Origin of the sequence: Algisphaera agarilytica, assembly GCF_014207595.1 — a bacterium.
GTDB classification, from domain to species: Bacteria; Planctomycetota; Phycisphaerae; order Phycisphaerales; family Phycisphaeraceae; genus Algisphaera; species Algisphaera agarilytica.
Genome location: NZ_JACHGY010000001.1, coordinates 1,077,231 through 1,091,648, shown reverse-complemented (window position 1 = coordinate 1,091,648; position 14,418 = coordinate 1,077,231). Strand labels below are relative to the sequence as shown.

Here is a 14,418-nt window from a genome sequence, read left to right as displayed (position 1 = left end):
CAGATATCTTGATTAGCAGCTAGCTGCTGTGACTGAGTTGATTCAGATATAGTGAAACATTACGCAATATCCTGAAATCGGCATGCATATCAGGTGCAAACCATAGGCGGTATGCAAGTACACTTCAGAAGTACTTGGCAGCTTCACTGTTAGTCAGTAATTTTCCAACGCAGTCCAATCGATAATTTACTCGATTTATGCGGGTATCAATGTGCAGCGGCACGTTGATTTCCCTGCATTTGTAGATTGAGTATACCTATCCATTCGATGGAAATAGACCGAGATTAGCTTCTACCTGTAATTTTGAGTAAGCGCGGTGATTGCAGATTCAACCGGATAATGTAGTTATTAGATATGGCCCCAATACCTAGCTCTGCCCCAAATTCATTGCGAACAGACTGTACATATGGCAAGGAAAAAATTACAAGTGCGCTGTTGCAACGCCGCAGAACTACGGTTATCAATTGCGAACTTTTTCTATTCGTTGTCAATCCAATTCTATTGAATGCAATCTATTCAGAAATGCCGGTCTATTTTCTGATCTAATGGAGGTTGATATTCTTGAAGATAGTTTTTAGTGCTTAATCAGGTTCAGATATTGAAAGTGAAAAAGTTTCGTAGTCACCGGATTCGAGAGAGAATGCCGCGCGACCAATACTTCCATCAGGGATATTCCAATCGAATACCCCGAAGAACTCATTTGACCGCCATGCGGTATTGCTTATGACCGTACCTAGCAATTTAATCTCTTCTGGGTTACCTAAAACGTCAAGTGGTATGGCTAGCTCTCGCACGTACAGAATGTCGTCGCTGGCTAATAGCTCAATACTTTCGGCTTTGCCGACTTTGTAGATACCATCGTCGTGGATAATTGGGTACAGCCGCGTAGATCCAGTAAACTCGAACAGCAATGCGTAGTCAGGATTGAATCCTGGAGCAAATTCAAGATCTGCAGCGCGTGTGGAGTCTCGGACGTTACCTGCTATGTACGTTTGATCGTTGTTTCCCGAAATATTCTCTATTTCGGATGTCGTGCTAGGTCCTCCTTCTCTGACGTCAAGATAGAGTACGCCTGCATTTGGGTCCTGATTGTTCCCGCCTGATTCAAGTGCAACGAAAAGCAGCTTCTCATTTTTGTGTAGATGGAGGTGTGAGCTGCGGCCAAAGAAGTCCGCAAAGCTGTCACCAACACCAGAAATTGAGAAAGAGTATTCCTCGCTTTTGACTGTGCCGTCAATCACAGGATCGGCTGTTACATTCGGGGCGATGAGTCCCAAGCATATGGCTAGGTAGGCAACACTTGGGCCGGTCGCGTCTTTGCTAGTGTCATTCTGGAGTCTGAAAGAAAGCAATCTGGAGGTCTCCTTTGGCACGCTTGTATAGTACGATTGGCGTGGATCTGTTTATCAACGATGTGCAGACTGTCATATTGAGTATTGCCTCGCAGGGCGAATTCAATGCGGTGAAAATTGCATCGCTCCAAGAGCTCAGCGTCAATTACACATATCGCTACGTCCATAACTCGTTGCCGTATTCCCATCCGGGTACAACTTCAGGTTTGATATAAGTGTTGAGCTCAGGACGGTTGGTGATGCCCTTCACGGGATCCCATTCGATACGCCCGCCGAAGCGTGTTACTAATGCGCCAAGTAGGGCAGTAACAGTAAATGGGGTTGCATAGTCGAAGTTGGCGCCTGGCTCTGGGCCAAGCTGTTTAATCGCGCGAATCCATTCTTTATACGGCCCACCTTCAACTCGGGGGTATTTCTCGTCTGGATAGCCAGACCTCTTGAAATCGCGAGTATCTTCGCGGCTCGCCAGTCGAGGTTTATTTGAACGCTCGTCCGTATAGCCGATTTGCTTGTCTCCGAAGTAGAGCGTGCCGTGATCAGGTAGATGGTCACCCCAGCTCCAGTTTTCGGGCTTCGGCGTTAATTTGTCAACATCTGGGCCGTGATGCCAATAGAAGGTGCATGGTTTCTTGTCACCCCGTCGCTCGAAATCCCAGCGGACACGGCTTGCATCCGGCGCTATCCATTTATTACCGCCTTCGATCCATTCGAGCTCTACTGCCACTGGGTCGTAGAGATCTAAAATCCAAACCGGTCCGTCAGCAATATGGACCATCCAGTCGCCGATCAGGCCGTTTCCGAAGGCGTAGTGTCCACGCCAACCGCTGGGGTGGTAGAAGCGGCTGTAGGGAAGGTCCGTGACGACCGGACCTTTCCACAGGTCCCAATCAAGGCTACTTGGCTTAGGGGTCGCGGGCGGTGGAAACTCTGAAGGCTTACGCCAATAGTTGCTTTCTCCATCGTCCGGACGCCATGGCGGTCCTTTTCGCCAGGAGTGAATTTCGGTGATTTGGCCAAAGACGTCGGCTTCTACCCACTCACGCATCTGGCGGATGCCTGGATAGGTGTGCCCTTGCACTGCCATGTTTGTGACGACGTTGTACTTATGCTTTGCTTTCTGGAGAGTCTGGGCTTCCCAGATATTGTGCGTCAATGGCTTTTGAGTGATGACATGGATTCCACGCTCCATGGCAGCGATGGTGGCGACGAAGTGAGTATGGTCAGGAGTGTTGATACAGACCGCATCGATGTGTTTGCCCATCTTGTCAAGCATTACGCGGAAGTCTTTGAATTTCTTAGCCTTTTTGATTTGGGGTGCTTCGTCTACTTTCTGAAACATCATTTTTTCGTCGACGTCCGCGATTGCGACGAGGTTCTCTGTGCTGCAAGGGCCGTAGGCCATACCGGCGATGTTGCCCGCCCCGATCATGGCGATATTCAACTTATCATTCGCGGATTGTGTGGATTGCCCCATTGCGATGTTAGGAGCCAAGCCTGCGCCGACCGCGGAAGCGGCAGAGGCTTTGAGGAATTTACGACGGTTCATGGCTTTAGGCATCATGCACTATCCAGGGCGGGGTAAATTTTGGGCTTAGTTACGCAAACAATTTCGGTAATCATGTGCGGCTAATCTAAATCAAGCTATTGATTGCCTTGACCAGAGGCTCTGCAGGAAAAGTTTTATGTAAGTCGTCTAAAAAAACACTCTTGCCTTTCGACAAGAGTATTTATGTGGAGGTACAAAAGTTTGTATTAGCGAGCCGAACGGCGACGTACGGCCATCAACACGCTACCAGCTCCGAGAAGAGCCAACGAGCCGGGTTCAGGAACGACGTCGGTGACTACGATACCGGCGAAGCGGCTACGGCTACCACTGTTTCCGTTGATGATGAAGTCCAGGTCCAGGGTGGTGCCAGCCGAGGTGTCGTACTCGAACACGGACACGTACTGGGCCCGCTCCAAGTCGTTGGCCGGGTCCACCGTGGACATCATGGAGGTCGCACCAATGGTTGCGGTGACTACTTGGTCGTTGGTTCCGTTGTTGAAACCGCCGTGGAAAACGAACACCGAGCCGGAGGTTAGTCCCGTAAGATCGATGGTGAAAGAACCCTCAGCGAGACGGGCGGTGTTATCCGCACCATCTTCAGGACTTCCACCGGAACCGAGGGGAAGTACTTGGGAGCCATCAACGAAAAGGTCCATGCGGTTGTCGCCGCCGTCGCTGCCGCCTTCACCATTCTCGTTCAATTCGTCAAAATCTAAAGGATCGAATGTAATGACGTTAGCGGCACCGCCAGCCCATTCTTGGAACAGGAAGGTACTCGAAGTCCCGCCCGAACCATTATCGATACGGTCGGAACCAGGAGTTCCGTTGTAGAAGGCGTAGTCAACCACGTATTGGCCGCCTGCAGAACCGCCCATGACGTCGTCGGCATCGGGAATGCCGTTCATTTCGATGTTGCCTTCACCTTCGTAGGTAAGACCTCCTCCTAGGCCGGTAGTGATGTTCACGTCGTACGCATTTTGACCGTTGGCGACGGGGCCAAACGCCAAGCGGGTATTGGACGCGCTAAGCACTGCGGCTGAGGCTCCACTGGTAGTTACAGCGGCGACAGCCACTCCTGCAAGCAAAGACTTAGTGTTCATGATCTCTTCCTTTCCTCGTGATTAAATGAAATGATGCCAATTTAAGTTGGCCTAGAACTAAAACGTACGCAAATTCTACTAAAATATACTGCACTGTCAAGTATTATTTTAAGTTTTTGCCCACTATGTGTTAGTGCCGATGGTGTAAAAGGTCTTAAAATGCTTATTTAAGTGAATCTATGCGGTTTAATGAAGTTTAGTTGGCTGGCTTTTGTGGGTATTTTTCAAAAGCGTCCGACTTGGGGTTTTTCGGCTGCGGCTTTTCATGGCGGTGTACGCGAGGCCTATTCCATCGATCGTCTTTCGGGTTTTCGTGTCTCGAGCAGCCTTGTTTCGTATAAGCGAAGATTCCGTGGCCACCGAGACGCCCTGCAAGCTGGGGTCGCTTAAGAGTGTGCGGGCTGCCATTTAATGGTCTTGCTCTTGTCTGTGTGTCTCGTGTTCAGTTAATCCCTAATGGGCTAACCTGGGGGTTGAAAAAACAGCCTGGCGAAAGTCGATTTTGGATTAGAGCGTATGATGAATGCGCAGTTCAGCGGAATAAAGGGAGCAAAAAGTTATATAAATAATTTAAACATATATATTTATTGAAAAAAACACTAAATACCCATGCGGCGAAGGGATGTTTTGCTTGACATTTTAGTCCTAGTCAAGCATACTTTAGCGGTTTAGTGGTCCGGGCGTTCTTTGCGTTCACAGCACAAATCTAGAGTTCAATATGTCGGAAAAAGTAGGTATCAAAGAAGTTGCGGAGCGCTGCGGTGTCTCGAAGTCGGCGGTCTCGTTGGTCATCAACAACCGCCGGGGGGTTTCGGATCAGACACGTGACCGGATCCGCAAGGCCATCAAAGATCTTGGCTTTCGACCGAATACCGCTGCTCGTCGTCTAGGTGGACGGGATTCTCAGGGGGAAATCGGTCAATATGGATTTCTAGCGTTTGACGCCTGGGCGGATAGCAGCCACAGCTACTACGGTCAGGTCTTGGCTGGGGCTTCGATTCATGCGCAAAAACTCGGGGCCAGGCTTTCGTTTTTCCAGGTCCCCGAGCCCGACACAGCCGGGAAGCTGCCGCCTCAAGTAAATCTTGATGCGTTGGATGGGTGCTTGATCACGGGGCGCCCCTCCTTGGAGATATTGCGTTCGATATCCAAATCGAGCAAGCCTACGGTGATGGTTTCTCCCTCGACGCCACACGTGGTGGCCGACTCGGTCCGCCCGGAGAACATCGAGGGTTCATGGCTGGCGACCCGGCACTTGATTGAACTAGGGCACAGCCGGATCGCTTTTTTGGGCGGTAACGTTGACAATGTTGATGCTCAGGAACGGTATTTGGGCTATCGCATGGCGGTGCAAGAAGCCGGTATCGAGTTGGACGAAGATCTCGTGGAGTTCCAAGACTTCTCACCGCCCGGAGGCCGCACCGCACTAGCGAATGTTCTGTCGAGATCGAGTGGCGTCACTGCGGTGTTTGCTGGTGGGGACTATCTGGCGATCGGGGCTTACGATGCTGCTCATGACGCGGGGCTTGAAATCCCGGGCGACCTCAGCATCGTGGGCTTCGACGATATTGAGCCGGTCCGTTACCTGCGTCCGGCTCTGACTACTATCCACATCGACCTACATGCAATCGGGGCTCATGCCTTTGATCGAGTTTTGCAGCTCATAGACAAGCCTCAGCCATTGGTCCATCTGCGGGTGCCGGGAAAGCTGGTTCAGAGGGATTCAACCCGCGTGAAAGAATAAGTAAGAATGACAGCCAACTTAACGTCTCATGCCGACACCGCCCAAGTGCTTGACTTGGGCGGCACTTGGTCTCTTCGTAGCAAAGACGGCCAGTACGACCTCCCTGGGCAGGTCCCTGGGTGTGTACATGCGGATTTACTTGCCGCAGGATTGGTGCCCGATCCCTATTACCGCATGAACGAGCACCAGGTCCAGTGGGTTGGTAAGACAGACTGGGTTTACGAGCGTGTATTTGATGTGAGCAAAGACTGGCTGTCGTATAACTGCGTTGCACTTGATTGCGAGGGTTTGGATACGCTCGCCCGTGTGGTAGTCAATGGGGAAGAGTGCGGGGCCGCGAATAACATGTTCCGTCGGTGGCGCTTTGATGTCCGTCAGGCGTTGGTAGCTGGAGAAAACTCGATTCAGGTCTTTTTTGAATCTTCGGTGAATTACAGTCTTGAAAAAATTAAGCAGGCTCCAATCCCGCATGTTTTCTGGGACTTGCCCGATGCGAAAGGGCGTGCGTGGATCCGAAAGCAGCAGTCGCAGTTTGGATGGGATTGGGGTCCGATGATCGTGACCTCGGGTATACACGCACCGATTCGCCTCGTAGCGCTTGATACTCCTCGTTTGGAAAGAGTGGGTGTCCGTCAGCAACATAGCCAGAAGGGCGTAGTGGTTAGGGTTGAGGCGCCTTTGTCTCAGTTCGAGGGCTATTCAGCGTTGCGATCGAAGATCAAGATCACTCGACTGGGTATGGAGGTTGCCTCCTGTGATGTTGAGTCTAAAGATGGAGTTTTGGACGCCGAGCTTTTAATCGAGCAGCCCGAGCTCTGGTGGCCGGCGGGTATGGGCGAGCAGCCGCTCTATGACGTAGAGATAGAGTTGCGTGATGAATTGGGCGGTGTATTCGATGTTGCTCGCCGTCATATCGGTCTTCGTGAGTTTAAGCTCGTTCGGGAGGCCGACGAATGGGGTGAATCTTTTGCGTTTGAAGCCAACGGACGGCGTTTTTTTGCCAAAGGTGCCAATTGGATCCCAGCCGATGTGATTCCTTCTCGCATCCCTAAAGGCCGTATCCGGTCACTTCTGGGTGATGCCGTCGATGCCAATATGAACATGATCCGGGTGTGGGGCGGAGGGGTTTACGAGTCTGAGGAGTTCTACGATATCTGCGATGAGCTCGGACTCTGCGTTTGGCAGGACTTTATGTTCGCCTGTGCGCCATATCCGACGACTGATCCAAGCTTTATCGAGAACGTTCGCCAAGAAGCAATTCAAGCCACGCAGCGTTTAAACCATCGCGCATCGATTTGTCTGTGGTGCGGAAACAACGAGCTCGAATGGCTGAATATGGCCGATACCCCGGGTAACGGCAAGATGTCATGGGAGCAGTACCTTCCGTTCTTCGATTTTGATGGCATGCTGGGAACCGTGGTTAAGGAGAACGCCCCCGATACGACGTACTGGCCTTGTAGTCCGCTCAAGACCATCGGGGATCGCATCGACGTCATGGACGAGCGCAGTGGGGATAACCATGTCTGGGGCGTATGGCACTCTGGCGAAGATATCGATTGGTATCGCGAAACCGCACCGCGTTTTGCGAGCGAGTTTGGCTTCCAGGGCTTCCCCGAGCCAAAGACGATGGCTGCGGTGATTGATCACTCTCTTGGAGACGGCAATCTGTGTTCGCAAGTGGTGGACCACCGCCAACGCGCGGGAGCTGGCACGGGGCGGATCATGTATGATCTGGCGCGTTGGTTCAAGCTGCCGCACGATTTTGAACACACGCTGTGGTTGACCCAGATCCTTCAGTCTCATTGCGTCCAAACTGCTGTTGAACACTGGCGACGTTGTGCTCCACGAACCATGGGTGCATTGTATTGGCAGCTCAACGACGTGTGGCCCGGGCCGAGTTGGTCGTCCATCGACTATTACGGGAGATGGAAGGGGCTTCATTATGTGATGAGGCGGAGTTTTGCTCCGCGCCTGCTTTCGGTGGTTTCCGCAAAAGATGGTGTCGTGGAAGTTCATCTCACGCACGAAGAATCTCGTTGGGTGAAGGGTAGGCTGACGTGGACACTCACAGCTTTGACTGGCGAAGCCATTAAGTCGGGGGAGGCCGAGATTACCGCAAAGCCGATGATGGGCCGACCAGTGTATTGGATCGATCTCGCGGATCAGCTGGCAGAATACGGCAAAAGTTCTGTGGCACTTTGGCTTGAATTCGAGCCGGAAGACGCTCAAGATGTCTTGTCTGCCAATCTATTCTTTGAGCGCCCCAAGCACATGGGTCTAAGCAATCCGGAGTTGGCTGTCGTCGGGTGTGAAGCAAACAAGAGTGGTTTTGATGTGACAATTAAGGCTGAGCGGTGTGCCGCTTGGGTCTGGTTGACGCATCCCGAGGTTGATTTGCGATGCAGCGATAATTTCTTCCACCTGCGAGGGGGGCAGCCCAAAACAGTTCATGTCAAAGTAAATCAGCCTTTGGATCATGAGCAATTCATTCAGAAGCTTGAGGTTAAGCATCTTCTTAATACCTATGCCAACTGAGTAAGGCCATCGCGGGTGGGGACCCGGCCTCCGAGATAACCCTGACTGTCTACGAAGCGGTTCGCTTTAGATGCAGTCAGGGTTTTCTTGTGTACATGGCTCGAAGCGGATGAGCCGATTAGGGGAACATCTGTAACGTTATTGGGGCTGGTCGGCTCTAGCAGGCTAGGGCTTGGTACTTCTCTGGGCAGTGACTACTCGATCTGGATCGATGTGGCTTGCCGGATGGACGTATCAAGCCAAAGAATCAGTCTGCCATTTTCGATGGCCGCAGCGTATTTGGATTTTGAGAGCGAGGTGCCATTGATCGTAACCTTGACCTCTTGGGTTGCGAGCTTCCAGTCTTCGACGATGATTACGGGGTGGTGGATATCGGCTTCGGGGGTCAATGTGAACTGTAGCCTGGAGGATTCGCCGGTCGCGCGGAAGCGTATTGCCCGTTCGTAATAATCAAATGAGGCAAATTCAAAATCTGTAGTTACGTTTGAGACGCGGCCGGGGTAAATCCAGGATCGAGTCAGCTTCCGGGCGTTGGCCTCGCCGCTTTGTGGATCGTTGTTCAGGCCGATCAGCATGGCGAAGGTTCGTTTCTTTGGGCCGACAGGCCATTCGTAACCACCGGGCCCGCTGAGCACGGAGATAAGCGAGAGGTGCCGTGGCTCGCGTAAGACGGTACTGCCGATCCAGCTACGCGAATCGTAGGGTTGTTTCATGACCGGCCAATGTGAAAAGCCGCCGAGGTCAAGGCGTCCGGCATCGTCGGTGAACTCTTCCGGGCCTGGCCAGGCGTTGAGCTCCCAGTCGCTGCCGAATTGAATCGGCACAGTGGGTGAAGTGAATTCGTGTACTCTCTCATCTTGCGCAAAAGCAATAAACGGGCTAGCCAATCCTTTCTTGAAGTTGCTCTGGATGATGACCGCGGGCCACCCCTCGGTCTGGTGGGTCCAAGTATTTCCGGTTGGTTTGCTGGTGTCCCAACTGTAGTCGTGGCGTTCGTCTTTAAGGTCGAAAACCGAAAGCGAGGGGGTGGTGAGAAAATCGTGACTGAACTTGCCTCCGCCGAAGCTGACGATGATCTCGCCGAGTTCGTGGCCCCACTTGTGATGCGTGTCCTTGTCTTCGAGAGGCGGCCGATAGGTCACCTTGCGCACCCCTACGCCATCGGGATAGAACGTGAACGTTTCCCGGACTGTGGGGCGGATGCTGGGGTGGCTGTTCCACCACTGGTAGTTGCTGGTAATAAGGGTGTAGTCCCACTGAACCACCACGCGGGCGGGATTAGATTCAATGATCTTAGCCCGGGTCCACCGCAGGAGGTGGTCTGACATAGGCTCGTTACAGCCGACCGTACCCCCTCCCCAAATTTCAACAAATTCGTAAGTCAGTGATACGTGATCGTTGATATGCCACCACGGGATATAGTTCGCTTCGGACCAGAATACGAACTTTGCGTCTGGCCAATCGGCCCGTTCGTCGAAACTCACCACAACCGCGTCGCCGTGGTAGCCGGCCCAGGTATAGCCGCGGCGATTGGCTCCAAAATATTGGTCGGATGGATGGTTATCGGTAGCCGGCATCGGCGAAGATGTTGGAGAAGAGAACACCGCGTATTGGTTTGGCGAGAGATCGCTTGCGTATACACCAAAGAAATACGCAGCTCCATCGCGGTCGCTAAGGGTGGGAAGCTCCGACCAGCCACGAGCCATCTCCCCATCAATTAGACGGTGGTCTGAAAACAAAAAATGAAACACCCCCCCCAGGGTGTTTCGCATGACCCGCAACCGTGGTGGATCGTCAGGCGGGAATAGGATTCCGCGTGCTATCGAATCACGAAGGGTGTCCTCGCTCGATCCATCTTCAATGAGGGCCAGCCGCGGCGGCTGAATTTCGATTGGTTGCCCATCGCGAACCCCGTGGATTCGCACTGCGACGTGGCCATCAGACGGCAGGCGTTCGATGGCTACCCAGTTGCTTGGATCCGGCATGCCTGAGCGATTCTCCGCGAGGATGACGCCATGGGTTGCTGTGCCATCAAAGGGCTCGAGTGAGATCGATAAATCGAAAGCTCCTTCGAGTGGCTGCTTCAGGAAGACTGCATGATTCTTGAGCCCTCCTGATCTGATGTGCAAACCACGATTAGCGTCGGATTTCTTTGCGTGGGGCTCGGCCAGCTTCTCTCCATTCCAGCCAAACCAGTCCTGGGTATCTGTCGACAACGGCGCGGGTACTTCGCTTGATCTGCTGTTGACTGTAAGTAGGCAGGCCAAAGAGGCGGCCAGTACTGCTAGCTTGAATCTGAGTCGGCGCAAGGGCTTGCCAATCAAAAAGAGAAGGGGTTGACACAGGATGCTAAAATTATACTGTATCGGTTTACTTTAGTTAAGTGGTATTTTATCATCTGTAAAGTGTTTCAAGCCGTAGATCTCCATCCCGAATTCAAGACGCAGGAATCAATCATGCGCTTGATTTTGACACATATCCTTTTCCTGTCTTGTTTTATGACCGGTTGCAGTGGCTCAGACCCCGAATACACGCCCGACGGACGGATCATTGTGACGTATTGGGAGAAGTGGGCAGGATTTGAGGGAGACGCCATCCAATCGGTCATCGACGATTTCAATGTCTCGCAAGACCGCATCTTCGTCCAACGCCTTACAGTAAGTCAGATCGAGCACAAACTGCTCTTGGCGACGGCAGGAGGAAACCCACCCGATCTTGCAGGCTTGTGGGACCGCAACGTCGCGACCCTGGCAGAAAAAGGAGCGCTGACACCGCTCAACCGCCGACTGGAACAAGGCGGGATTCAAAAGCAAGATTACCTTCCATCGCTATGGAGCCTTTGCGAGCACCGTGGATTCATGTGGGCTTTGCCCACCACCCCGGCTACCACTGCTTTGCATTGGAACAAAGCCATGTTCCGTGAAGCGGGACTGGACCCCGAGATTCCACCTGTCACTTTGGCTGAGCTCGACGAAATGGCCGAGCGACTCACTTACGTGGAGGTGATCCGTGGGGGCGAGCCGGTTCAGCTTTACTACCCCGAGCTCACCGAGCAAGAAAAAGCTGCAAAAGATTTTCGGTTATTGCGTGTGGGCTTCAATCCAAACGAGCCGGGCTGGTGGAACGAGCAGTGGGGGGCTTGGTTTGGGGCCGAGCTTTGGGACGGTGGTGATGTGGTCACCGCCACACACCCAGCAAACATCGAAGCAATGAGCTGGTTTGGGAGCTACACCGAGAAGTACGGCATCGTGAACTACCAACGCTTCGGCGACTCGACAGGCGAATTTGCTTCGCCGCAGAACCCATTTTTGGATGGCCGGGTCGCCATGGTGATGCAGGGGGTGTGGATGTACAACTTCATCGATCAATACGCCCCGGCCTTGGATTGGGGCGCCGCGCCGTTTCCGGCTAAAGGTGATCTGATTGGTCAAAACATTAGCCTGATTAGCAGCGATGTTGTGGTCATTCCACGCGGAGCCAAGAACATCGACGAAGCGTTTGAGTTCATGAAATACCTTGCAAGTCGGCCCGCTATCGAAAAGCTTTGCCTTGGCCACCGCAAGTTCAGTCCACTCGCAGCATATTCTGACAGCTTTATTGAAGATCACCCAAATCCAGCAATCGGTGTGTTTATCGAACTTGCTAGCAGCCCGCACGCCGAACCGATTCCAAAGCTGTCGATCTGGAGCGAGTACCGCGACGAGTTGGCTCTGGCGGCGAATCGTGTGTATACGGGGTTGGCTGAGCCGGAAGAGGCTTTGTCGGATGCCGGTCGGCGCATCCAGCGCAAGTTCGACCGGGAATGCCAGAGGTGGGCCCTGACTGGCGAACAGCGGATGAAAGAGTGGGCGGAGCAATGACACGCGATACCCGCCGGCGCTTGACCTCCGGCCTGCTATTCGTGAGCCCTTGGGTCATCGGCGCGCTGGTTTTCAGCCTTTACCCGATCGGCATGGCAGTCTACTACTCGTTCACCGATTACGACGTCCTACGTAAGCCCGTCTGGGTCGGCAGTATGAATTACCGCGAGATGGTGGTCGACGGCGTGTTCTGGCGGGCCTTGTGGAACACCATGGTCTACTCGTTATTCGCGGTTCCGATGTCGCTGGGCTTGTCGTTGGTTGTGGCGGTGCTATTGAACCGTCCGATCTTGGGCCGTTCTGTATTCCGCACCTGCTACTACATCCCGGCAATCGTGCCGCTGGTGGCGGTGGGCATGATCTGGATCTGGCTCTTCAATGGCGACTTGGGATTAATCAACCATGCGTTGACTTTGGTGGGTATTGAGGGGCCGCAGTGGACCGGCGACCCCGCATGGACCAAGCCGATGCTGATTATGTCTTCCGTCTGGCAGATCGGCGGATCGATGGTCTTGTTCCTCGCCGGCCTTCAGGATGTGCCACGTTCCTTGTACGAGTCGGCGGACATTGATGGGGCGGGGCCGTTTAACCAGTTTTGGCACATCACGGTTCCGGTGGTTTCGCCGGTCCTCTACTTCAACCTGATCATGGGCATCATTGCTGGGGTACAAGAATTTGTGAAGCCCTTCGTCATGATGCCTGACGGCGGCCCGGATCGCTCGGCGTTGTTCTACGCGGTCTACATCTATCAAAATGCTTTTCAGTACAGCAACATGGGGTACGCCTGCGCGATGGCCGTTGTTCTCTTTCTCATCATCTTGGGATTAACGTGGGCGGCAAATCGTCTCGTAAGCCGCCACGTGTATTACGCAGGCGAATAATATGCGATTTAAAGGCTTACAACTCCTGAGATTCGTCTTGCTCACAATCGGCGCATTGGTGTTCTTGATGCCGTTGGCTTGGATGTTTGTGACCGCGGTGAAACCAGCCGAGCAAACCATGACAATGCCGCCTCAGTGGATTCCGGTGAGTTGGGATGTGGCAGAGTCGGGCCAGACAGTTTTTGTCCATGTCGATCAGCAGAGTTACGACGCCGCGGTTTCGGCAGGCGACGATTCTGTCGAGGTCAACTTTGCATACCAGTGGGTGGTTGATCGTGGTGGCGATGCGGTTCCCGTGCTTGTTTCGGACAAGGTCCTGAACTCAACTCATAAGATCAACGCACACTGGCGGAGTATTGCGCACGACGATCGTCCTGTCCGCATTTTGGAGCCTATCGAAGGTATAGCCGACGAAGACTTGGTCCGGGTGTACATCTACGAATCAGAGGTCATGGGCTTCCCACATAAAGTGATGCGGAAAGACCTTGTGCTGCACTACGACCAAACTCAGCGTGCCACACAGCGTTCTTATAGCTTTGCCCGAGAAATCGAAGTCGGTATGGAGACGTTGGAAAAACGATACATCGCTTGGGATGATCGTAAACGCTTAGCCCATACGGAGACGGAGGCCCGTTTTGTTTCGTTGGAATCACTGCGATCTAGCGCAGACGTGCGCTGGGGCAACTTCGGTCAGGCAGTAGAAGAGATGGGGCAGTTTCCTCGCTATCTATCCAACACGCTAATCCTCTGTGTGCTAACGGTCGGAGGCACGGTTTTTTCGAGCGCCGTGGTGGCCTATGGGTTCTCAAGGATCGATTGGCCTGGCCGAGACAAAATATTTGTGATCGTGTTAGCCACCATGATGATACCGTTCCCGGTCACCATGGTCCCGCTGTACGGGTTGTTCCGCGAGCTTGGTTGGATCGGAACGCTCAAACCATTGTGGGTGCCTGCGTTTTTCGCATCGGCTTTCAACGTGTTTCTGCTGAGGCAGTTTTTTCGAACGATTCCCAAAGAGCTATCCGAGGCGGCGCGCATCGACGGTTGCAATGAATGGCGGATCTTTTGGCAGATCATCCTCCCCTTAGCGAAGCCCGCATTAACGGTTGTGGCGCTTTTCCAGTTCCTTGCTACGTGGAACGACTACCTGGGTCCATTGATTTACTTGACGGATCAAAGTGATTTTACTCTTGCTTTAGGCCTGCAGTTTTTCCAAAGCCAGCACGGGGGAACGCAGTGGCACCTCCTGATGGCTGCAAGCTGTTTGATCGTAATGCCCGTCTTGATCTTATTCTTTATGGCCCAGCGAACTTTTGTCGAGGGAGTCTCGATGTCGGGACTTAAGGGCTGAGGTTACTGCTCGACGGTGATCTTTTTAATCTGGAAGCTAGTCTTGCTAT

Annotated in this window: 9 protein-coding genes; 5 read left to right on the top strand and 4 right to left on the bottom strand. The window is 53.0% G+C overall.

Annotated elements, in window-relative coordinates; all coding sequences use genetic code 11:
* Positions 1 to 581: 581 nt before the first annotated feature.
* From HNQ40_RS04705 to HNQ40_RS04695, 3 genes are all read right to left on the bottom strand, one after another.
* Positions 582 to 1,277: a hypothetical protein gene (locus tag HNQ40_RS04705; RefSeq protein ID WP_184676723.1), complete on the bottom strand. Its 696-nt coding sequence runs from the start codon at positions 1,275 to 1,277 to the stop codon at positions 582 to 584.
* Between the two features lie 232 nt (positions 1,278 to 1,509).
* On the bottom strand, positions 1,510 to 2,913 hold the full coding sequence (locus tag HNQ40_RS04700; RefSeq protein ID WP_221435382.1) for a Gfo/Idh/MocA family protein: 1,404 nt from the start codon (positions 2,911 to 2,913) through the stop codon (positions 1,510 to 1,512).
* A 191-nt stretch (positions 2,914 to 3,104) separates the two neighbouring features.
* Entirely contained in the window at positions 3,105 to 3,998 is an 894-nt protein-coding gene (locus HNQ40_RS04695; protein ID WP_184676722.1) for a PEP-CTERM sorting domain-containing protein, read from the bottom strand.
* Between the two features lie 718 nt (positions 3,999 to 4,716).
* On the opposite strand from HNQ40_RS04695, the gene HNQ40_RS04690 reads away from it, so the two are divergent.
* Both HNQ40_RS04690 and HNQ40_RS04685 read left to right on the top strand, forming a co-directional pair.
* Complete coding sequence (locus HNQ40_RS04690; protein ID WP_184676721.1) at positions 4,717 to 5,742, top strand: LacI family DNA-binding transcriptional regulator; 1,026 nt, start codon at positions 4,717 to 4,719, stop codon at positions 5,740 to 5,742.
* A 6-nt stretch (positions 5,743 to 5,748) separates the two neighbouring features.
* A complete protein-coding gene (locus HNQ40_RS04685) occupies positions 5,749 to 8,277 on the top strand; it encodes a beta-mannosidase (RefSeq protein ID WP_184676720.1) in 2,529 nt (842 codons plus the stop codon).
* A gap of 194 nt (positions 8,278 to 8,471) precedes the next feature.
* Here the strand turns inward: HNQ40_RS04685 and HNQ40_RS04680 are convergent, their stop codons facing one another.
* Complete coding sequence (locus tag HNQ40_RS04680; RefSeq protein WP_184676719.1) at positions 8,472 to 10,493, bottom strand: hypothetical protein; 2,022 nt, start codon at positions 10,491 to 10,493, stop codon at positions 8,472 to 8,474.
* Between the two features lie 120 nt (positions 10,494 to 10,613).
* On the opposite strand from HNQ40_RS04680, the gene HNQ40_RS04675 reads away from it, so the two are divergent.
* The 3 genes from HNQ40_RS04675 to HNQ40_RS18055 are packed head-to-tail and all read left to right on the top strand — an operon-like array spanning position 10,614 to position 14,369.
* On the top strand, positions 10,614 to 12,137 hold the full coding sequence (locus tag HNQ40_RS04675; protein WP_221435381.1) for an ABC transporter substrate-binding protein: 1,524 nt from the start codon (positions 10,614 to 10,616) through the stop codon (positions 12,135 to 12,137).
* A complete protein-coding gene (locus HNQ40_RS04670) occupies positions 12,134 to 13,018 on the top strand; it encodes a carbohydrate ABC transporter permease (protein WP_184676717.1) in 885 nt (294 codons plus the stop codon). The genes HNQ40_RS04675 and HNQ40_RS04670 overlap by 4 nt, the downstream gene beginning before the upstream one ends.
* 37 nt (positions 13,019 to 13,055) lie before the next feature.
* A complete protein-coding gene (locus HNQ40_RS18055) occupies positions 13,056 to 14,369 on the top strand; it encodes a carbohydrate ABC transporter permease (protein WP_221435380.1) in 1,314 nt (437 codons plus the stop codon).
* Positions 14,370 to 14,418 lie beyond the last annotated feature (49 nt).